Here is a 5,129-nt window from a genome sequence, read left to right as displayed (position 1 = left end):
CCGAGCCCTTGAGCGCGACCAGCCGGCCGACGCCCGCGGAGTCGCGGTAGGTGATCGCCGCGTCGGCGTAGCCGTCGTTGTTGAAATCGCCGCTCGCGGCGGAGGCGAAGGACACCACCGAGGTGTTCGCGGTGTCGCTCAGCCAGCCGGCCTGCGTCGCGTAGGTGGGGTTCTTGGACTCGAACATCCACCAGCGGCCCGGCTTGCCGGGGGCGACCGACAGGACGTCCGCGGTGCCGTCGGCGTTGAAGTCGCCGGTGGTGACGGCGGTGCCGAGCTTGTCACCGGTGACCCGGTAGGCGGGCGAGGTCATGTAGCTGACGCCGGAGTTCAGCCCCGGGCCGTTCAGAACGGTCACCGAGCCGGTGTCGGTGTGGCCGGACTCGTCGTCCTCGCCCGGCGTGCCGACGACCAGGTCGGCGTGGCCGTCACCGTTGAAGTCGCCCCAGGCGGAGGTGGTGCCGAACTGGTCACCGTCCTCCGATTCACCGGGCACGCCCGTGCTGTTCTGGTCGATGGACTGCCGCACCGTCGTGCTCGGCCCGTCGGTGGTGCCGGGCAGGACCGTCACCCGGCCCGCGCTGTTCGCCGCCTTCGGCAGACCGGCGACCAGGTCGGTGATGCCGTCCCGGTTGTAGTCGGCCGTCGGGATCGCGGAGCCGCGGCCGGCAGAGGCGGCGAAGTTCCGGATCGAGGAGAGCTTGGCGTACAGGTTCTTGCCGGGGCAGGCGGTGGCGAACGCGTCACGGTGTCCGGAGATCACGCTCATCGTGGCCTGCTGGCCCGTCGTGTACTTGCCCGTGTCGCCCTGCGCGGTCAGGGTGACCGTGCCCTTCGGGTTGCCGCCGTACTGGCCGAGCTTCCACGCCGCGACCCGGGCCGCCGACTGCAGGGCGGCCTTCGACGGCTGCCCGGCGGGCTTGCCGGTCGCCGGGTCGCCCTCGAAGTCGCCGAGGAAGGCGATGGCGGTGGAGTAGCTGTTGAAGCCGTAGGTGTGCGCGCCCTTGACGGGCAGGTCGATACCGCCGCCGCGGCCCTCGAAGATCCGGCCGCACTTGTCGACCAGGAAGTTGTAGCCGAGGTCGTTCCAGCCCTCGCTCTGGATGTGGTACGTCATGATGCCGCGGACCAGGGCCGCCGACTCGGCGCAGCTGTAGTTGTTGCTGCCGACGGTGTGGTGGATGAAGACCGCCTGGATCTTCTCGATGTACTCGGCCGGGTCGTCGACGAGCGACTCGTCGGCGCCCCACGCGGCGCGGCTGATGATCGGGGGCTGCCTGACCGTCGACGGCAGCGGGGCCGGCTTGGTCGGGGTGGGGGTCGGCGTGCCGGTGCCGGACGGGGTCCCGGTGGGCGTGGCCGTCCCGGTGCCCGTCGGCGTGACGGTGTCCGTCGGGGCAGCGGTCTCACTCGGCGTGTCGCTCGGGGCGGCGCTGTCCGTGGGGACCACGGTGTCCGTCGCCGTGGGGGAGGGGGTCTCCTCCACGGCGAACGCCGCGTTGTCCATGGCGGGCGTGGGCGAGCTCAGGCCCGCGGCAGGCGCGGCGGGGTTCTTGGCCTCGGCCTTGCTGACACCGGGGTCCACCATGTGCAGCTTCAGGCCCTTGGGCAGTGCCTTCCGGCCGTCCACGCGCACCTGTACGGCGGTCGAAGGGCCGACCCACAGGGGCTCGGAGGCACCCCGTCCGTTGCCTTCCGCGCCGTCCGGCCGGTGCGCGTCGAGATCCACCGCCTGCCAGCCGGACCACTTGCCCGTCGCGGCGCTGCGCGTACGGACCCGCGCCGTGCCCGTGACCTCGGCCGTGGCCCCGTCCCAGCCGATACCGACCAGCGAGAACGGCTCGGCTTCGGTGGCGGGCAACTCCCGCTCGGTGGCTCCGCCGTCGGCGAGCGCGAGAGTACGGAGCTTGGCCGCCCGCTCGTGCAGCGGGGGCCTGGTCGGCGGATCGGACGGATTGGCCGTCGCCACGGTGACCACGCCCGCCCCACCCAGGACCACGGCCCCGATGGTCAGCCATGCCCGGCGTTTCATACTCAACGGTCGGTACGCGTGCGACGTACGCGGGCTCAAATGCCCCACCCCTCAGAAGAGTCCACTGGAGGCGCACCCGTCACGGGAGCGCTTGTACTGTGCAGCGATCCCGGATGGTGAAACATCACGGCCCAGCGGTGACATGTGACAGGGCTCACACGGGGGAGGGGGGAGGGCTCGTACGGGCGTCAGTGGCCACAGCTCACCGACGGCACCTGGACACCACGGCGAGGACGACCGGGGCCGCGCCGTGGGCGGTCGGCGCACAGCACGAGGCCGCAGTCGAGCCCTCCGGTGATCACCGGAGGGCTACTAGGCGGCGGCCGGGACTCAGATGTCTTCGGCGGACTCCGGTGCCGGGTTCTCCACGGACGAGAGATGGAACAAACCGCCCTCAGGGTCACGCAGGGTCGCCACCCGTCCGAGCGGAGTGTCCCGCGGAGGCGTGATGATCGTGCCGTTCGCCGCGGCGGCACGGGCCACCGCGGAGTCCACGTCATCGCGGCAGAAGTGGACGTGCCACTTCGGTCTGATCTCCGGATCCGGTGACGCCGCCACGCCGCCGTACAGCCCGGCCACGGTGTGCCCGCCGGCCCGCAGCATCACCCGGTCGTGCTCGTAGCGCACATCGATACGGTCGGGTCCCTGGGAGTCCCATTCGAAGACCCCGCCGTAGAACAGCGCCGAGTCGAACGGGTCCCTCGTATGGAGCTCGAGCCACGCCACGGCGCCGCTGCCGCGGCCCGCGTGCCAGCCGGCGTCGACCGGACCCTCCCAGATGCAGAACAGCGCGTCCACGGGGTCGGCGGCCCACGCCACCCGTCCCCGTCCGAACGCGAGCGGGCCCACGGCGACCGTGCCGCCCCGCTCCCGTACGCGTGAGGCCACCGCGTCCGCACTGTCCGCCACGAAATAGGCCGTCCAGGCGACCGGCAGCCGCACCCCCATGGTCTGCGTGGACTCGACGAGACCCGCGACCGGCGCCCCCTTCTCCAGCGCGACGACGTACGAGCCCTGTGCCTGGGCATCCGGCTCGAATTCCCAGCCGAACACCGCTCCGTAGAAGTCCTGGGCGGCCTTCATGTCCTGTGTCGTCAGGCTCACCCAGCAGGGCGTGCCCTGAACCCCACGCGCTGTGGCCGCCAAGGCCGCTCACCTCATTCCTGTCATCCCTGCGCAGGAATCGACTCCCTCACACCCTTCAACAGAATCAGGACCGTCGCCACCGCAGGCGGTCCGGACAGGGTCCGGCGCGCGCGTTCAGGCCTTGTCCGTGTCGTCCTTGTCCGTGTCGTCCGGCCAGATTCCGATGTGGTCGTGCTCCAGCTCCAGCATGACCCGGTCGCGCATGCCGAGGGACTCCGTGTACTCCGCGGGGAGCTGAAGGCGGCCGGCCCGGTCCAGCATCGCGTACTCCCTTGCCACCACCGACTCCTGGCCCGTCGCCGCGTCGATCTCCGTGCGCCGCAGGATCTCCGTGGAGGTGCGGCCGTCGCGGATGGCCACCGTGCGACGGACCTCGTCGGCCACCGCCTGGTCGTGGGTGACGATGACGATCGTCGTGCCGAGCTGCTCGTTCGCCGTGCGGAACGCCGCGAAGATCTGTTCGGCGGTCTGGGAGTCGAGCTCGCCCGTCGGCTCGTCGGCGAGCAGCACCGACGGCTCGTTGGCCAGCGCCACCGCGATCGCCACACGCTGCTGCTGGCCACCGGACATCTGCCGCGGGTGGCGGTCACGGCAGTCGGCGACGTCCAGCAGGGACAGCAGGGACATCACGTACTCGCTCCGTTCCGCCTTCTTCCTCGCCTTCCGCGTTCCACGGCCGCGCAGCTGCATCGGCAGCGCCACGTTCTGCGCGGCGGTCAGATACGGCAGCAGATTGCGTGCCGTCTGCTGCCAGACGAAGCCGACGGTCTCGCGCCGGTAGCGCAGCCGCTCCTTCGCGCCCATCGTCAGCAGATCGCAGCCGGCCACCTTCGCCGCGCCCGCCGTCGGCTCGTCCAGGCCCGCGAGGATGTTCATGAGCGTCGACTTGCCACTGCCGGACGCGCCGACGAGGGCCATCAACTCGCCCTCCCGGACCAGGAGATCGAGCCCCTGCAGTGCCTGCACCTCGACGCCGTCGGCGGTGAAGATGCGCACCAGACGGTCGCAGGTGATCAGCGCGTCGTGGCCGTACTCCGGGCTGTCGCGACGGGCCGCCGCCCGGCGTTCGAGCTCCCCGAGGGTGGTTCCCGCGGAGGCGGTCGAGGCCGCCCCGGCCATGGAGGCCGGTGCGGCCGTGGAGGAGTCGGTCATCGCGTGTCTCCTGCCCTGAGTTCGCTCGTTGTCGTACGCCGGGTGGTCACCCAGGCCTGCGCCGCCGCCACCGCCGCGGCGATCACCACCACGGCGAGCGCGGGCAGCAGCAGACTCCACGGGTCGGCGCGCAGCTGTACGGGGCCGGACGAGGTGACGTTCCCCTGTGCGGCCAGGGCCAGCCGGCCCAGATCGATACCGGGTGCCAGCAGCCGGATCGCCGCCCAGCCGACCAGCGCACCGCCCACCGCGGCCAGCAGCGCCTGCGGCAGGGACTCCAGGACCAGCAGCCGGCGCCCCTGACGGCGGGTCAGGCCCATGGTGCGCAGCCGGCCCAGCAGCGCGGCCCGCTCCGGGGCAGCCTGCAGCAGCGACAGCAGCACCGCGAGCACGGCGTACCCGGCGCCCGCGACGGCGGCCACCGCGTAGACCCATTCGGCGCCGCTCTGCACCGGCGACTCGGTGAAGCCGTCCCGCTCGGCGGAGCGCAGCGTGACCGCCGCGCCGCCGCCCGCCGTACGGGCCGCGGCCTTCAGCGCGGTACCGGACACGGAAGGGCCCGAGACCAGCAGTGTGGTGGTGGCGGCGCCGGGCAGGCCCGCCGCGTCGACCACGAGGAAGTCGCCGTCGGCCGAGGCCGGGGTGGCGTCGCGCACCAGGTCCACCCGTACGGTGAACGGGCTGCCCACGGGACCGACCTCGGTCACCCCGCCGCCCAGCCGTTCGGCGACCCCGGGGGAGGCGAGCGCCGGCAGAGCCCCGGACGACCGGCGCAGCTCATCGGCGCGGAAGGCGCCGA

The 5,129-nt window shown here is 72.4% G+C and carries 4 protein-coding genes; all 4 read right to left on the bottom strand.

The annotated features are described in order from the left end of the window. A partial coding sequence (locus tag ACWGI8_RS39130) for an FG-GAP-like repeat-containing protein (RefSeq protein WP_453668206.1) occupies window positions 1-2,032 on the bottom strand: 2,032 nt, incomplete at its 3' end. A gap of 330 nt (window positions 2,033-2,362) precedes the next feature. After that, window positions 2,363-3,136, bottom strand: a complete 774-nt coding sequence (locus ACWGI8_RS39125) for a VOC family protein (protein WP_453668205.1) — start codon at window positions 3,134-3,136, stop codon at window positions 2,363-2,365. Window positions 3,137-3,292: 156 nt separating this feature from the next. Next, complete coding sequence (locus tag ACWGI8_RS39120; RefSeq protein ID WP_453668207.1) at window positions 3,293-4,297, bottom strand: ABC transporter ATP-binding protein; 1,005 nt, start codon at window positions 4,295-4,297, stop codon at window positions 3,293-3,295. Window positions 4,298-4,326: 29 nt separating this feature from the next. Further along, window positions 4,327-5,129: ABC transporter permease (locus ACWGI8_RS39115; RefSeq protein ID WP_453668204.1), on the bottom strand; the 803-nt coding region annotated here is incomplete at its 5' end.

The organism is Streptomyces sp. NPDC054841 (genome assembly GCF_053611045.1).
This window is presented reverse-complemented; position numbering and strand designations above follow the sequence as displayed.